The following is a 17,121-nucleotide window of genomic DNA, read 5'->3' as shown; positions in this document are numbered from 1 at the left end:
GCATGATTTACGACCTGATCATCCGCGATGCGCTGGTCATCGATGGCAGCGATACGCCCGGAGTGCGCGCCGATGTAGCGATTAGCGACGGGCGCATCCAGCGCATCGGCAACCTGATCGATGCCACTGCGCAGGAAGAGGTCAATGCTGCCGGTCGTGTGCTGGCCCCCGGCTTTATCGACGTCCACACCCATGACGACACGGTAGTGATTCGCAAGCCCGACATGCTGCCCAAGATCAGCCAGGGCGTAACCACGGTTATCGTCGGCAATTGCGGGATCAGCGCATCACCGGTCTCGCTGCGCGGCAATCCGCCAGACCCCATGAACCTGCTGGGCGACGCGGCAGCGTTTGTCTATCCGCGCTTCGCCGACTATCGCGCAGCCGTGGATAACGCCCGGCCCGCCGTGAACGTGGCCGCTTTGATTGGCCATACGGCGCTGCGCAGCAATCACATGGATGATTTGTTTCGCAGCGCCAGCCCGGAAGAGATTGACGCGATGCGCGAGCAGTTGCGCGACAGCCTCGAAGCCGGCGCGCTGGGTTTTTCGACCGGCCTTGCTTACGCTTCGGCCTTCTCGGCCGAGACCAGCGAAGTCAAGCAGCTGGCTGAAGAGCTCAGCGCTTTTGGCGCGATCTACACCACCCACTTGCGCAGCGAATTCGAGCCGGTGCTGGAGGCGATGGCGGAGGCCTTCGACATAGGCCGCCATGCGCGCTCGCCAGTGGTGATTTCCCACATGAAATGCGCTGGCGCGGGTAACTGGGGCCGCAGCCCGCAACTGCTGGCGGCCCTGGAAAAAGCTGCGCAGGACCATCCGGTCGGTTGCGATTGTTACCCTTATGCGGCCAGCTCTTCGACGCTGGACCTGAAACAGGTCACCGACGCATTCCGTATCACCATCACCTGGTCAACGCCGTACCCGGATCAGGGCGGCCGGGATCTAAAGGACATTGCCGCCGACTGGGGGTTGTCATTGCTGGACGCTGCACGCAAGTTGCAGCCTGCGGGCGCGGTGTATTACGGCATGGATGAGGGCGACGTCGAGCGCATCATGTCTCACCCGCTGTCGATGATCGGCTCCGATGGCCTTCCGGAAGATCCGTTTCCGCATCCGCGCTTATGGGGCGCATTCCCCAGAGTGCTCGGCCATTTCAGCCGCGACAAAGGATTGTTTGCGTTGCACACCGCCGTACACAAAATGACCGGGCTTTCGGCAACGCGCTTTGCCTTGCACGAGCGCGGCTTTATTCGCGAGGGCTATTGGGCGGATCTGGTGCTGTTCAACCCGCAAACCGTGCGCGATGTGGCGGATTTCAAAGACCCTCAGCGAGCGGCACAGGGCATTGACGGCGTCTGGGTAAACGGCCGATTGAGCTATGCCGAAGGCAAGCCGCAGGGCGAGCGACAGGGTAGATTCCTGCCGCGCAGCGGTTCGCTGCTGGAGGGCTTTACGGATGGAAAAGCGCCGACGTAAGCGTCGGCGCTGAAAAGAGCCGATGAGCCCTGATGTATCGACGCATCGTCAGCCGGACAATTACTGGTGATACTGCGCCGACAACTCATGTACTGCGTTGATGAACGCACCAGCATTGGCCGGGTCGACTTCAGGGGTGATGCCGTGGCCGAGGTTGAAGACGTGGCCGGTGCCGCTGCCGTAGCTGGCGAGGATGCGTGCAACTTCCTGGCGGATGGCTTCCGGGCGTGCGTAAAGCACGGTCGGGTCCATGTTGCCCTGCAGCGAAACCTTGCTGCCGACACGCTGACGTGCTTCGCCGATGTCGCAGGTCCAGTCCAGGCCCAGAGTATCGGCGCCGATGTCGGCGATGCTTTCCAGCCACAGCCCGCCGCCTTTGGTGAACACGATGACCGGCACCTTGCGCCCGTCGTGCTCGCGAATCAGGCCGTTGACGATCTTGCGCATGTAAGCCAGCGAGAATTCCTGATACGCCGCCGAAGACAGGCTACCGCCCCAGCTGTCGAAGATCTGCACGGCTTGGGCACCGGCCAAAATCTGACCGTTCAGATACGACGTTACCGACTGCGCCAGCTTTTCGAGCAGCAGGTGCATGGCTTGCGGGTTGTCGTAGAGCATGGCCTTGGATTTGCGGAAGTCCTTCGAGGAGCCGCCTTCGACCATATAGGTCGCCAGGGTCCAAGGGCTGCCGGCAAAGCCGATCAGCGGCACACGGCCGTTGAGTTCGCGACGGATGGTGCTGACCGCGTCCATCACATAGCCCAGGTCCTTCTGTGCATCCGGGATGGGCAGTGCTTCGATATCAGCCAGCGTGCTGACGGTTTTCTTGAAGCGCGGGCCTTCGCCGGTCTCGAAGTACAGGCCCAGACCCATCGCGTCGGGAATGGTCAGGATGTCGGAGAACAGAATCGCCGCATCCAGCGGGTAGCGATCCAGTGGCTGCAGCGTGACTTCACAGGCGAACTGCGGGTTCTTGCACAAGCTCATGAAGTCCCCGGCACTGGCGCGGCTGGCGCGGTATTCAGGCAGGTAACGGCCTGCCTGGCGCATCATCCATACCGGCGTGACGTCTACGGGTTGCTTGAGCAAAGCGCGAAGGAAACGGTCGTTCTTCAGGGCAGTCATGTCGGCATCCGCAATAAAAGTGCCGACATTTTCTCAGAGCGCGACGCAAAAGGCACGGCAAGAGCCGTGCCTTTTGTCTATCGTGCCGATTTGCTGTGCCAATACAGCTCCGCGCCCGGCGTAAGACTATGGCGGGCCTGCGCTATTTGTGGGGATCTATGACGTCAAACGCCTTGATAACGCCTTTTTCAGCCGGGGCAAGTATCAGGCGCCAGGCACCTCTGCCGGTACTCCTGCCAATACCGGGAAGGTCCAGCGAGAACTGGCTTTTACCATACTTGTGCAGACTGCCATTGCCATCCAGCACATATCTATCAACTGCTTTTTTGACAGCAGCTTCAAGGTCATCGTTAGGGAGGTCATTTTCCGCATGCCTGAAACGCCGACTTTCAAAAAAGCCATCGATGTCCACTTTGTATCTTTTTATCCGATTGCTATCCGAGGAATCGCCATCACTCCCCGAGCCGTTCGATGGTCTGCCTTTTAATCGTTTGTTGCCGCCGCGCAACCCTGCCGACGCATGTACCCAGACCCCTTGCCTACCAAGTTGAATCGGCAATTGATAATGCGCATCTGGCCGCCGGGGATCGATCACCCTCCATGCTGCGAAATCGGCATCGTATCTGACGGCATAGGTCTTACCTTGTTGCACAGCATAAAAGCGGCTTGGCGCACCTTCCTGGGTCTTTTCATAAACGCCGTTGTCGAGCTGTTTCAATCCACCGGGTGTTTTTGCCACTGCTGTTTTCGGATCAAGGACAGAACGGCCGATTGATGTGGTCGACGATGTCTGAACCCTTCGTGCTCTGGGCAGCGTCAAACCATCAGCCAGCAGCAACGCCGCCTGGACAAAATACAAGGGGGCACCTTGCTCTTCACCGCCAGCTTTTGCGACGCCCTGCCAGATGGCATAAAAGCTGCGCAATGCTGCAATCGGCAGCCTTACCTTGAAAGGCGCGAAGGTGAGCACGATGTCGCCAACGACTTTGGTGATTTCCCAGGCACTTTCCCAATAGGTTTCCCAGTTGGTTTTGGTCTGTTCATCGACAGCAGAAATCACCCTCCCGACTTCAGAGTCATAGACGGCCTCAAGAAAACTTCCAGTGCAGGGCTGCAGTTCCATGAACAGCGTTTCACGGCGGACGGTCAGAATATGCCTGACATCGTCCTGGGAGGCCAAAGGCGCCCTGCCCACCAGATAGTCCAGCAAATCCGGTTCAAGCAGTATCCGCTGCTGAAACTCCTGCGGATCGCTCATTTCCCGGAAGCATATTCCGTCAGGAGCCTGCGGGGTAAAAACCACAAAAGCGGCGACGCTGGAGCGCGACTCTGCGCCGATCACCAGTACACCGCTCAATGACACGTCATTGATGGATAACTGGCTGACCTGAATGCGATGCCCCTCCACCGTTGCACGGTCATCACTGTCAATTGGGTGATCAAGCACGGCAGCAACCCATTTGTAGCCCCTGCTCGCCAGCTCGGGAGGAAGTCCGCCATCGCCCAGAAAGTCACCCGCCATCTTCGCCTCTATCACATCGAGGCGCATTTGCGCGCGCATGACGCGCGCATAACGTTCACGGTGCCATTGCCCTGCCGCCGACGTGGACAGTACTGTGCGGAGGTATCTTGAATAATCTTCGCCAATGTTCAGATCACGAATCAGGCCGAACAGATAACCGGCGTTGAGGAAACTGACCAGTTGCCCCTGATCGTCAAACGCGCGGCTGGTGAGCAGAAAGTTGATATTGGTGAGTGCAATGTTTTCCAGCGACAGATCTGTAAGGCTGCGCTTATGCGTTTCATAATGCGGCTCCAGTTCTGAAGGGCCGATATATTCGTAATCGGTATCAATAATAATGCCTGGATCAATCTCGATGCTGACGGTATGCACGCTGATATGGTCAGGATCCACTGCAATACCGTGGTCGAGCAAAATCCGTTCCTGCAGCTTTTGCCGCGCATATTTGCGCAATTGGTCGGGCTGTCCGTAGCCGGAAGGATCCAGCAGGTCAGGTGCCTGAGCTTCGAGCAAGGCTTGGCTGTAGTCCTGCACCGCCATTTTCCAGCTTTGTTTTTCGGCAGCCGTCGCGTTCGCGAACCAATCAGGCAGAAACCCGCTTTCGATTTCGGTTGGTTTGCCGGGGTCGAACCAGCCGCGATTTTCCTCGATCGCGTGCTGGGTCAGAACATCGCGAAAGCCCTGTACGTCCTGCTCGAATTGCATACCCAGCGATGACCGCTCGTCAGCCTTCAATTGCGAACTGATTGCCAGATAGAAGCTGTCGGCGCCCTGTTTGAATGAAGTTATCTCACCGTTGCCGGTGTCCTTTGCGCTGTAATTTCCGTAGTTGTCATGCAGCAGAATAATACGGTTATCGTCAGTATCTGCCGGGGCGTAATTGCTCGCGCCAGCGTCGAATATCAACACGTCCCGGCCCGATTCGGCCGCCAGTAATTTGCGGACAATACTGCGGGCCAGCTCATCCGTGTACGAATTGAAGCTTCGCGTTCGCGACAGCCCATCGATAGCCAGACTGTTGCTCCACTCATCCAGCGAAATGTTCATTGCCTCGCCAAAAGCGTCCGGCAGAACAAGATTATTCAGGAAATCGGCCTCTTCCTGTTCTGTCAGCGGCATCTGCTGCAACAGCTCTTCGAGACGTCCTGCCGGAACCTCGGGGCATAAGGCGCACAGCGCGCTAAGGGCCGGAGACAGCGGCGTCTGCTGACGAACCCACAGAGGCAGGAAAGGATTGCGCGCGCGGATATCCAGCTGGCCCTTTGAGGTGCCTTCATCAGCTGCCACCAGCGCATCGAACAACAGCGGTCTCTGGTCTTTTGCCAGCCCCGCTATTTGCTCACGCAGGGTAACGATTCGTCCGGCATCACTGCTACTGCCCGGAAAGTTACCCCCCATTCCAACGCTGGAACCTGCCGGCAACTGACTGAACACCCAGCGCAGTAACGGCTCGTCATCGGCGACCTGAACATTGTCCGGGACGATGTAAGCGTCGACATTTTGCGTCAGGACAATGCTGTCTTGAACGACGCTTTCATCACTGCCTTTCAGAAAGACCGCGAGTACTTCATCGTTTTCGTTGTGAATCCTGATGGACAGGTCTGCTGGCCAGTCTGGCAACTGAACCAGCAAGGAGAACAGCGCGTCTTCACCGTCCTCAGGAAAAAAATCCTTTTCTGTAAAGCGCTCGACGAACTGGTCGATTATCCGGTCCGCGCGTTCTCGGGTCCGGTGTTCGCGCACGGCAACCGTGCTGGGCGTGAACCTGTCCGGCCCGAGAGATTTCTGCTCATTGGATCGAGCAAGTTTGCCCATGGGTGCTGCTTTCAACATGGCTATTTCCTTATAGCGACATGGATGGCGGGAGTATCTAAGGCGATGAACTCCCCAAAAGGATCAGGAGCCTAAACCTTTTTAAGAGCAGGTACAGAGGGCGGAAAACAGCTGTAAACAATCGCTTGTCGCAGACGCCGGAACAGGCCTCGATCGGGACCTGGACAAGAGGGTTGAAACCTTGATGCGCCGCCTCTGGCGGGGCGACGCAACTTAATGAAAGGCGGTTGTAATTCCGGGACCGGATTATTTCAAAACGCCACAAAACCGTTTTTCCCGAGCCCCGTCCCCGCCATCCAGGCCTGGCCTGCACCAGACTGGGATAGGGAATCAATCAGCCTGGCTGATACCCGAATGAACCGAAGCTGCCGATGTTGCAAGCGCCTGTTCGAGTGCGTAGGCATAGCTCAGCAAAGCACCTTCATCCCAGGCAGTGGAAAGAAAATACAACCCTCTTGGCAGGCCATTCTCTTCGAGCCCGACAGGCACGGTTATTCCCGGATAACCGGCGATAGCGCCAACCGCTTTGAAAGAAACCTCTGACCAGTCAATGAGCACGTCGAGCGAGTGTTGCTGCAAGAGCCCATCGATCAATTGTCGATGAGCAGCACGCAAGCTGGTTGCAATCGACAGGTAATCCTCCTGATCTACAGACACGCTGGAGGAGTCAATCAATAAATCCTGATCATAAGCTTGCGCCCCAGGAAACGCGGTGTTGAATGCAATGATCTCATCCAGCGTGCTGACACCCAGCCCGGTGCGTGTGCTCAAGTAAGCGTTAAGCTCGCGCTTGAAATCACGCAGCAGCACTAAAAACTCTGAAGTGCTATCAATCGACGGAACATCGACGGGAACCAGTATCGCCCCGGCAGCACTCAGACGACTCTTCACCTTTTGGAATTCAGGATCGTCGTCCATTGGCATGCCGTCATGGGTGTGGTTTGGATAGCCCAGGCGCTTGCCGCTCAAGGCGTCCGTTCTGAGGTGGTCGACATAGTTCACTACATCGGTGGAGGCTCGGGCGGTAGCTTCGTCGAGAGGGTCGTTGCCGCTCATCGCCGTCAGCAGGATCGCGGTATCCGTGACCGTTCGCGCCATTGGGCCGGGGGTGTCCTGACGACTGGAGAGCGGAATCATACCGGTACGACTAAGCAGACCCAGCGTAGGCCTAAGCCCTATGACACCACTCGTGGCGGCAGGTTGAATGATCGAACCATTGGTCTCGGTGCCTACCGCCAAAGGTGAAAATCCAGCTGCAAGACCCACTGCCGAACCTGAGCTGGAGCCAAGCGGATCAGCGCTCAAGTCATAGGGATGACGCGTCTGTCCGCCTCGGCTGCTCCAGCCGCTAGGTACCTCGTACCCACGGAAATGCGCCCATTCGCTGAGATTGGCCTTGCCGATAATGATCGCGCCGGCATCGCGAAGCCGCTGCACCACAAAAGCATCGCGTGGAGCAGGCAATCCGACCATTGAGAGAGCGCCCGCAGTGGTCTGCATCTGATCGCCCGTATCAAGATTGTCTTTTACCAGTATGGGGATGCCATGCAGCGGCCCACGTTTCTCCCCGCGAGAACGCTCCCCGTCCATTTGCGCGGCTATCTGCAGAGCGTCGGGGTTGATTTCAATGACAGCGTTGAGCGCCGGGCCATTTTTGTTCAGCACTTCGATGCGCTGAAGCAAGTCTGTCACCAGCCCGACAGAGGTCAGGTTGCCTGCACTCATGCGTCGCTGAAGCTCGACACCGGATTCAAAGTAAACAGCCTTGTTTTCGATGATCGAACCGAAAACAGGTCCATCGAAGTTGGCGGGTGTCTGGCTGGCAAATGCAAAGAGCGCTATCGAGAGCGCGAGGCAGAAACCAAACTGATTTTTCATGATGTCCTTCCCTGGTTGCTAAAACGCTCGTCTTGATCGAGTTACACCAAGCTTAGGAAGGAGGTGGCAGAGGGGATGTCAGAAAAGTCGGTAAATCACCCGTGGTGGGTAGACGCCTGTTGTCAGAGCGCGCCTCAGTAACGGCGCGCTCTGGCAACACAAGGCTCAGACGCCCAGATAATCCAGAATCCCTTCAGCCGCATTACGGCCTTCGAAGATAGCGGTCACCACCAGGTCAGAGCCGCGCACCATGTCGCCACCGGCGAAGATCTTCGGGTTGCTGGTCTGGTGCTTGTACTGTGCTTGTTCCGGGGCCACGACACGGCCCTGACTGTCAGTACTGATCGTGAACTGCTCGAACCATGGCGCAGGGCTTGGGCGGAAGCCGAATGCGATGACCACGGCTTCTGCCGGGATAATCTCTTCGGAACCCGGAATCGGCTCCGGGCTGCGACGACCACGAGCATCGGGCTCGCCGAGACGCGTCTCGACCACCTTCACGCCTTCAACCTTGCCATCGCCCACGATGGCGATAGGCTGACGGTTGTAGAGAAACTTCACGCCTTCTTCCTTGGCGTTCTTCACTTCCTTGCGCGAGCCTGGCATGTTCTCTTCGTCGCGACGATAAGCGCACGTCACCGACTTGGCACCCTGACGGATCGAGGTGCGGTTGCAGTCCATCGCGGTGTCGCCACCGCCCAGAACCACAACACGCTTGCCTTTCATGTCGACAAAATCTTCCGGGGCCTTTTCAAAGCCCAGGTTGCGGTTGACGTTGGCGATCAGGAAGTCGAGCGCATCGTGCACGCCTGGCAGGTCTTCACCGGGGAAGCCGCCTTTCATGTAGGTGTAGGTGCCCATGCCCATGAATACAGCATCGTATTCTTCGAGCAGTTGATCGATGGTGACGTCCTTGCCGACTTCGGTGTTGAGCCGGAACTCGATGCCCATGCCGGTGAACACTTCACGGCGATGGCTGAGTACGGATTTTTCCAGCTTGAACTCGGGGATGCCGAAGGTCAGCAGACCACCGATTTCCGGATTCTTGTCGAACACCACCGGCGTCACGCCGCCACGCACCAACACGTCGGCACAGCCCAGGCCTGCAGGCCCTGCACCAATGATGGCGACGCGTTTGCCGGTTGGCACGACTCTGGACATGTCCGGACGCCAGCCCATGGCAAACGCGGTGTCGGTGATGTACTTCTCGACCGAACCGATGGTGACCGCGCCGAAACCGTCGTTCAGCGTGCAGGCACCTTCACACAGGCGATCCTGCGGGCACACGCGGCCGCAGACTTCCGGCAGAGTGTTGGTTTGATGAGACAACTCCGCCGCCGCGAGGATGTTGCCCTCGGCGACCAGCTTGAGCCAGTTGGGAATGAAGTTGTGCACCGGGCACTTCCACTCGCAATACGGGTTGCCGCAACCCAGGCAGCGATGCGCCTGATCGGCGGACTGCTGGGGCTTGAACGGTTCGTAGATTTCCACGAACTCCTTCTTGCGTTGACGCAGCAGTTTCTTCTTCGGGTCTTTACGTCCGACGTCGATGAACTGGAAGTCGTTACTGAGACGTTCAGCCATTCTCTGGAGCCTCTTTACGGCAGCTTCAGGTTACAAGCCTGAAGCTGCAAAAAATCGTGATCGCAGGCAATTAGCGCACTGCCGTTGGCTTGCGGTTTGAAGCTCACCGCTAGCAGCTGCTTTTATTGCGGATTCGCCCGAGTGCTGGAGAGCAGCGATTTCAGGTTGGCAGCCTTGGGCTTGACCAGCCAGAAACGACGCAGGTAGTCGTCCAGGTTTTCCGCAAGATTGCGGCCCCATTCGCTGTCGGTTTCAGCCACGTACTCGTTGAGAACGCTCTGCAAGTGTGTGCGATAGGCTTCCATCGACTCGCCGCTGATGCGCTGGATCTCGACCAGCTCATGGTTGACCAGGTCAACGAAGGTGTTGTCCTGGTCGAGCACGTAAGCGAAACCGCCCGTCATACCGGAACCGAAGTTGTAGCCGGTCTTGCCCAGTACGCAGACGAAACCACCGGTCATGTATTCGCAGCAGTGATCACCAGTGCCTTCCACAACGGTGTGGGCACCCGAGTTACGCACCGCGAAACGCTCGCCCGCCGTGCCCGCCGCAAACAGCTTGCCGCCGGTTGCGCCGTACAGGCAGGTGTTGCCGATGATCGCGCTCTCGTTGGTCTTGAACGGGCTGCCCTTTGGCGGCACGATCACCAGCTTGCCAGCGGTCATGCCCTTGCCGACGTAGTCGTTGGCATCGCCTTCCAGATACATGTTCAGGCCACCGGCGTTCCACACTCCGAAGCTCTGACCGGCAGTGCCTTTGAAGCGGAAAGTGATCGGTGCCTTGTTCATGCCCTGGTTGCCGTGCAATCGGGCGATTTCACCGGAAATCCGTGCGCCAATGGAACGGTCGCAGTTGCAGATGTCCAGTTCATACTCGCCACCGCTGAGCGATTCAATGGCCGGCTTGGCCATCTCCACCATCTGCTCGGCCAACAGACCCTTGTCGAACGGCGGGTTGCGATCCACCAGGCTGAACTGAGGCTTGTCAGCCGGAATGTGGTCGCTGCCCAGCAACGGTGTCAGGTCCAGATGCTGCTGCTTCTCGGTTTCGCCCGGCAGGATATCCAGCAGGTCGGTACGGCCGATCAGTTCTTCCAGCGAACGGACACCCAGTCTGGCCAGCCACTCACGGGTTTCTTCAGCCACGTAGGTGAAGAAGTTGATCACCATGTCGACGGTGCCGATGTAGTGGTCCTTGCGCAGCTTTTCGTTCTGAGTGGCAACGCCGGTAGCGCAGTTGTTCAGGTGGCAGATACGCAGGTATTTGCAGCCCAGCGCGATCATCGGCGCGGTGCCGAAACCGAAGCTTTCAGCACCGAGAATGGCCGCCTTGATCACGTCCAGTCCGGTTTTCAGGCCACCGTCGGTCTGCACCCGGACCTTGCCGCGCAGGTCGTTGCCGCGCAGGGTCTGATGAGTTTCGGCCAGACCCAGCTCCCACGGCGCGCCAGCGTACTTGATCGAGGTCAGCGGCGATGCGCCGGTGCCACCGTCGTAACCGGAAATGGTGATCAGGTCGGCATAGGCCTTGGCCACGCCAGCGGCAATGGTGCCAACGCCCGCTTCTGCCACCAGCTTGACCGAAACCAGCGCCGCCGGGTTGACCTGTTTCAAGTCAAAAATCAGCTGCGACAAGTCTTCGATGGAATAGATGTCGTGGTGCGGAGGCGGCGAAATCAGCGTCACGCCCGGTACGGCATAGCGCAGCTTGGCGATCAGGCCATTGACCTTGCCACCCGGCAGCTGCCCGCCCTCGCCTGGCTTGGCACCCTGTGCAACCTTGATTTGCAGCACATCGGCATTGACCAGGTATTCGGGCGTTACACCAAAGCGGCCCGTGGCGATCTGCTTGATCTTGGAGCTGCGGATGGTGCCGTAACGCGCAGGATCTTCGCCGCCTTCACCGGAGTTGGAACGCGCGCCCAGGCGGTTCATTGCCTCAGCCAGCGCTTCGTGAGCCTCCGGCGACAAGGCACCCAGAGAAATACCGGCCGAATCGAAGCGCTTGAGGATTTCGCTCAGCGGCTCGATTTCGTCGATGCTCAGCGGCTGGTCAAGCGTTTTGACCTGTAGCAGGTCGCGAATCATCGACACCGGACGCTGGTCTACCAGCGAGGTGTATTCCTTGAACTTGCTGTAGTCGCCCTGCTGCACGGCGGCTTGCAGGGTGCTGACCACGTCCGGGTTGTAGGCATGGTATTCGCCACCAAACACGAACTTGAGCAGACCGCCTTGCTGGATCGGCTTGCGCGTGCTCCAGGCTTCGGCTGCCAGCGCTTTCTGTTCGGCTTCAATATCGACGAAACGCGCGCCTTTCAGGCGGCTCGGCACACCGCGGAAACTGGTGTCGCAAACCTCCTCGGACAGACCGATGGCTTCAAACAACTGCGCGCCACGGTAGGACGCAACGGTCGAGATACCCATCTTCGACAGGATCTTGAGCAGGCCCTTGGTGATGCCTTTGCGGTAGTTCTTGAAGACTTCGTACAGATCGCCCAGCACTTCGCCAGTACGGATCAGATCGCCCAGCACTTCATAGGCCAGGAACGGATAGACCGCCGACGCGCCGAAGCCGATCAATACGGCGAAATGATGCGGGTCACGCGCGGTTGCGGTTTCGACCAGGATGTTGCTGTCGCAGCGCAGGCCCTGTTCGGTCAGACGGTGGTGAACCGCGCCGACCGCCAGCGAAGCATGCACCGGCAGTTTGCCCGGTGCGATGTGTCGGTCGCTCAGCACGATCAGGGTACGACCGGCACGCACGGCCTCTTCGGCCTGATCGGCAACGCTGCGCACAGCGGCTTCAAGACCCAGGCTTTCATCGTAGTTCAGGTCAATGATGTGGCGTTCGAAGCCCGGACGCTCCAGGTTCATCAGCGAACGCCATTTGGCTGGCGAAATGACCGGCGAACTAAGGATTACGCGTGAGGCGTGCTCTGGCGATTCCTGGAAGATATTGCGCTCGGCACCGAGGCAGATTTCCAGCGACATGACGATGGCTTCACGCAGCGGGTCGATCGGCGGGTTGGTGACCTGCGCGAACTGCTGGCGGAAGTAATCGTAGGGCGAACGCACACGACGCGACAGCACCGCCATCGGCGTGTCGTCACCCATCGAGCCCACAGCTTCCTGTCCCTGTTCACCCAGCGGGCGCAGCACCTGATCGCGTTCTTCGAACGTGACCTGATACATCTTCATGTACTGCTTGAGCTGCTCGCTGTCATAAAAAGCCGAGCCGTGGTCGTTGTCTTCCATGGTGGCCTGAATGCGCAGGGCATTCTTGCGCAGCCATTGCTTGTACGGATGACGCGACTTGAGACGGTTGTCGATGGCGTCGGTGTCGAGGATCTGACCGGTTTCAGTGTCCACGGCAAAGATCTGCCCAGGACCGACGCGGCCCTTGGCGATAACGTCTTCAGGCTTGTAGTCCCACACGCCGATTTCCGACGCCAGGGTGATGTAGCCGTTCTTGGTCGTGACCCAGCGCGCCGGGCGCAGGCCATTGCGGTCGAGCAGGCAGACGGCATGACGACCTTCGGTCATCACGATGCCGGCCGGGCCGTCCCACGGCTCCATGTGCATGGAGTTGTATTCATAGAAGGCGCGTAGATCCGGGTCCATGGTCTCGACGTTCTGCCACGCAGGCGGAATGATCATGCGCACGCCACGGAACAGGTCGATGCCGCCGGTCACCATCAGCTCAAGCATGTTGTCCATGCTCGATGAGTCCGAACCCACGCGGTTGACCAGCGGGCCCAGCTCGTCCAGATCCATCAGATCGTTGGTAAACTTGGTGCGACGCGCCTGTGCCCAGTTGCGGTTGCCGGTGATGGTGTTGATCTCGCCGTTGTGGGCAAGAAAGCGGAACGGCTGCGCCAGCGGCCATTTCGGCAGGGTATTGGTGGAAAAGCGCTGGTGGAACACGCAAATGGCAGTCTGCAGACGCTCGTCGCTCAGGTCCGGGAAGAAGGCCGTGAGATCGGCCGGCATCATCAGGCCTTTATAAATGATGGTCTTGTGCGAAAAGCTGCAGATGTAATGATCGGTATCTGCGGCGTTGGACACTGACGAACGGCGGCGCGCGCTGAACAGCTTGATGGCGAATTCCTGATCGCTCAGGCCTTCACCACCAATGTACACCTGCTCGATTTTCGGCAGGCGCTCCAGTGCCAGACGGCCAAGGACGCTGGTATCGATCGGCACCTGACGCCAGCCGACCAGTTCCAGGCCCTCGGCGAGGATCTCGCGGTTCATGTTTTCGCGTGCGGCGTCCGCCTTGGCGTCGTCCTGATTAAGGAACACCATGCCCACAGCATATTGGCGGGGCAGATCGGCACCGAAGTGCTCTTTGGCCATCGCACGCAAGAAGCCATCGGGCTTCTGAATCAACAGACCGCAACCGTCACCGGTCTTGCCGTCGGCGTTGATGCCGCCACGGTGGGTCATGCAGGTCAGGGCCTGAACGGCCGTCTGCAACAGGTGATGACTGGGCTCGCCCTGCATATGAGCGATCAGGCCGAAGCCGCAGTTATCCTTGAATTCATCTGGTTGGTACAGACCTGCTTTCATAGACACTTTCTCACCAGGCTGCCTCTATGCGAGGCAAATTTCCTTTTAATTCAACCAATTACCTGTCACGCCGAACGTACGCCAGCTTCGGACAGGCAAAACGGAGGTCATTGTACACAGCGACACAAGGGCTAACAAATTTAACGACGACTGGTTGATAATTAATGTCGCAATTATGAAAGTTTTAAAACGGGTCGCTGTGCTAGTCAAAGCATTTCTTCAAGTATCTGACTGACGCGACGGGAGACTGTAAAGCGCTTGTAACGCAGACGCCGCAAGGCGCGCACCAATCAGGTGGCGCGCTTTGCGGGTTAAGTCAGGCTGGCTGGGTGAAGCGGCCCGGATAAGGCCGCTGCGACTTCAGCGACTGGCACCAAGCTCTTGTTGGACGCTGGCGACAGTACGGGGCCAAGGTTTACCAGCCTGAACCTTGGCTGGCAATACTTTGATGGCTGCCAGGGCGGCAGCACGGTCAGGAAAGTTGCCATACGTGATGACGTACAGCGGCTTGCCCTGCAGGGTTTTCTTGAAATAACGGTACTCGCCACCTTGCTCTGCGATGTAGGCCTGAGCGGTCGCTTCGGAGCTGGTGCCCAGAATCTGTACCACATAATGGCCTGGCGCCTGACTGCTGTACCAATTGCTACCGGCAGCCGGTTTGGCGGCTGCTGGCGCAGGTTTTTCCGCAGGCTTGGCAGCCGGGGCCGGAGCTGGCTTGGCTGTGGCGACCTGAGCAGGCGCAGGCGCAGGTGCAGGCGCTGGCTTGGCGGCTGGGGCAGGAATAGACGGGGGTGGCGTCTGGGCGGCAGCCTGACCGGCAGGCACGCCCGCAGGCGGCGCAGTGGTGGTCACGGTCGGCGGCTGGGCAGGAGAACCTGTCGGCACCGCGTCTTCGTCGGAATCACTCGACCCGGCCGCTTCAGCCAGCGGGCCGCGCATCACCGGTTGCGAGTTGCCATTCATCGGCAGCGGCATCGGCTGGGAATTGCCCGCGAACTCGATGGCCGGGCTACCGTTGTTCGATTGCTGAGCAGTTGGCTTGCCCTCGCCCAGCGGCAATTGCGCCTGAGCAGAAGCAGGGGCATTGGCTGGTGTGCCCGTTTTGTCACCGCGACCCGGGATCAGCACTGCTGCTGCCACGGCCACTATGACGACGGCACCCAAGGCCAATACGTGTTTTTTCGGCATGTTGAACCCCACACTTGGACGCTTGACCGCGGAACGACTCGCGATCATCGCCTCGATCATTGAATCGCGGGCTACCTGGTTGATTGCCCCAGGCCAGCCATCGGACTGTTCATGAATATCGGTGATCTGGTCGGCAGTGAACAACGCGATTCCTTGCCCTGCACCCTCCAGACGCTGAGCCAGATACTCTCGGGTTTCCTCTTCCGTATAGGGTTGCAGCTCGATGACGTGAAAGCGTTCGCCTTCGACATCGCCCTGCAGGTCGGCACACATCTGATCGAGACGATCGAGCAGCGATGGCTCTCCGAACAGGAATACATGCGGACGCCCTTCAGGCGTTCCCGCAGCAAGACCCAGCAACGCTTCGAGCGCCGAATCGCCCAGTTGTTCCGCGTCGTCAACCAGCAAGTAGACTTCCTGGCCGGTCAGCCCGAGCTGCACGACCTGCGACAGGATCGCCTGCATTTCAGCCTGGGCAACGCTCAGCGCCTGGGCAACCTGCTGCTGCACACCTGCCGCATCGCCAGCGCCGCGTGCAGAAACCACAACGCTTTGCACAGACTGCTTGTTGGTGCTTGCTACCAGCGCCTGACGCAGCAGGGTCTTGCCGCTGCCCTGCGGCCCGGTCACTGCCAGCAACAACTGGCTGTAACGCGCCAGATGATGAAGCTGACCCAGTACAGGCTTGCGCTGGGCAGGAAAGAATTTGAAGCCAGGTACCCGCGCTGCAAAGGGGTCATGACTCAACTGATAATGGCCGAGGAAGGCCTCGTCGGCATGCAAACTAGTCATGGGTTTTCCGTTAACCTCTAAGCTGATCCACCAGGGCGCGATAGTCCGCAACCAGAGTGGCCTGTAATACTTCTTTTGGATAATCGTCCGTGATAACCGCTTCACCCATCTGGCGCAACAGCACCAGACGCAAGCGACCGTCGATGACTTTCTTGTCGATCGCCATGTGTTCGAGGAAATTGTCTTCCGTCATGTCCTGTGGTGGCACCACCGGCAGCCCGGCGCGCTGAAACAGGCGAATACCGCGATCCCGATCCTGCGTGCTGATCCAGCCCAGACGCGAGGACATTTCCAGCGCCATGACCGTACCGGCAGCTACCGCCTCGCCATGCAGCCAGACACCATAGCCCATATGCGTCTCGATGGCGTGACCGAATGTGTGACCCAGGTTCAATGTGGCGCGAACACCGGACTCACGCTCGTCGGCGCCGACCACCAGCGCCTTGGCCGCACAGGAGCGTTCGATGGCCACGGTCAGCGCCGCCTGATCCAGCCCGCGCAGCGCGTCGACGTGCTCTTCAAGCCAGGTCAGAAACGGCTCGTCGCAGATCAGGCCGTACTTGATGACCTCTGCCAGCCCGGCGGACAGTTCACGCTCGGGCAGGGTGTTGAGCGAGGTGGTATCGATCAGCACGACGCTCGGCTGATAGAAGGCCCCCACCATGTTCTTGCCCAACGGATGATTGATGCCGGTCTTGCCGCCCACCGAGGAGTCCACTTGGGACAGCAACGTGGTGGGGATCTGGATGAAATTCACGCCGCGCTGATAACAGGCGGCAGCAAACCCGGCCATGTCGCCAATCACACCGCCACCCAGGGCGATGACCGTGGTGCGGCGGTCATGACGAGCGGTCAGCAGGCCATCGAAAATGGTCTGCAGGGTTTCCCAGTTCTTGAACGCCTCGCCATCGGGCAGAACAATCGGAAGAACGTTGTAACCGGCCAGGGTCTGCGTCAGACGCTCCAGATACAGAGGTGCCACTGTCGTGTTGGAAACGATAGCCACCTGACGCCCGACGATATGCGGGGTCAGGAGCTCTGGCTGATCCAGAAGGCCTTCGCCAATATGGATCGGGTAGCTACGCTCACCAAGCTCGACCTTAAGTGTCTGCATGTGTCCCCACATTGATTACCGGTTGGACGGTTTGTGCTT

Annotated in this window: 8 protein-coding genes; 1 reads left to right on the top strand and 7 read right to left on the bottom strand. The window is 58.9% G+C overall.

All coding sequences use genetic code 11. From position 1 onward, the window contains the following. Positions 1-2: 2 nt before the first annotated feature. Positions 3-1,478: an N-acyl-D-amino-acid deacylase family protein gene (locus AC4ANK_RS03015; RefSeq protein ID WP_031594989.1), complete on the top strand. Its 1,476-nt coding sequence runs from the start codon at positions 3-5 to the stop codon at positions 1,476-1,478. Between the two features lie 60 nt (positions 1,479-1,538). Here the strand turns inward: AC4ANK_RS03015 and hemE are convergent, their stop codons facing one another. The 7 genes from hemE to aroB form a co-directional block, all read right to left on the bottom strand. Then, complete coding sequence (gene hemE / locus AC4ANK_RS03010; protein WP_002551663.1) at positions 1,539-2,603, bottom strand: uroporphyrinogen decarboxylase; 1,065 nt, start codon at positions 2,601-2,603, stop codon at positions 1,539-1,541. Between the two features lie 142 nt (positions 2,604-2,745). After that, positions 2,746-5,958: a dermonecrotic toxin domain-containing protein gene (locus tag AC4ANK_RS03005; RefSeq protein WP_058887046.1), complete on the bottom strand. Its 3,213-nt coding sequence runs from the start codon at positions 5,956-5,958 to the stop codon at positions 2,746-2,748. A 330-nt stretch (positions 5,959-6,288) separates the two neighbouring features. Beyond that, complete coding sequence (locus tag AC4ANK_RS03000) at positions 6,289-7,836, bottom strand: amidase family protein (protein ID WP_005730997.1); 1,548 nt, start codon at positions 7,834-7,836, stop codon at positions 6,289-6,291. Positions 7,837-8,001: 165 nt separating this feature from the next. Further along, positions 8,002-9,420: an FAD-dependent oxidoreductase gene (locus AC4ANK_RS02995; protein ID WP_002551661.1), complete on the bottom strand. Its 1,419-nt coding sequence runs from the start codon at positions 9,418-9,420 to the stop codon at positions 8,002-8,004. A gap of 122 nt (positions 9,421-9,542) precedes the next feature. After that, a complete protein-coding gene (gltB, locus tag AC4ANK_RS02990) occupies positions 9,543-13,988 on the bottom strand; it encodes a glutamate synthase large subunit (RefSeq protein ID WP_002551660.1) in 4,446 nt (1,481 codons plus the stop codon). A gap of 360 nt (positions 13,989-14,348) precedes the next feature. Next, positions 14,349-15,968: an SPOR domain-containing protein gene (locus AC4ANK_RS02985; protein ID WP_460384166.1), complete on the bottom strand. Its 1,620-nt coding sequence runs from the start codon at positions 15,966-15,968 to the stop codon at positions 14,349-14,351. 10 nt (positions 15,969-15,978) lie between these two features. Further along, positions 15,979-17,082 carry a 3-dehydroquinate synthase gene (aroB, locus tag AC4ANK_RS02980; protein WP_002551658.1) on the bottom strand — a complete coding sequence of 368 codons (1,104 nt, stop codon included), beginning with the start codon at positions 17,080-17,082 and terminating at the stop codon, positions 15,979-15,981. Positions 17,083-17,121: the final 39 nt, after the last annotated feature.

Source organism: Pseudomonas sp. Pmew2 (assembly GCF_058129885.1).
This window is presented reverse-complemented; position numbering and strand designations above follow the sequence as displayed.